Source organism: Pelorhabdus rhamnosifermentans, from assembly GCF_018835585.1.
In the GTDB taxonomy this organism is placed as follows: domain Bacteria; phylum Bacillota; class Negativicutes; order UMGS1260; family UMGS1260; genus Pelorhabdus; species Pelorhabdus rhamnosifermentans.
On record NZ_JAHGVE010000158.1, the window covers coordinates 1 to 256 of the forward strand.

1 protein-coding gene is annotated in these 256 nt (G+C 55.5%); it reads right to left on the minus strand.

Annotation, left to right across the window (positions count from 1 at the left end):
• On the minus strand, window positions 1–256 hold a 256-nt coding region (locus tag Ga0466249_RS26180; protein ID WP_215832417.1), incomplete at both ends, for an acyl-CoA dehydrogenase family protein.

A 256-nucleotide genomic window follows, 5' to 3' on the forward strand; every position in this document is an offset into this window, starting at 1 on the left:
CTCTTTCTCGTCGAAGGTAGCCTTTAGCATCACGGATTGCAGGTCGGAGCCAGCGTCCGGCTCGGTCAGGTCCATAGACATGGTTTCTCCCGCGCAGATACGTGGGATGAAACGGCTGTGCTGATCCTCGTTGCCGAACTCATATAAGGTTTCGATACAATCCTGTAATGACCAGATATTACCGAAGCCTGCGTCAGCCGCCGCTACGATCTCCGCGCACATGGTGTACGGCGTGATCGGGAAGTTCAAGCCACCG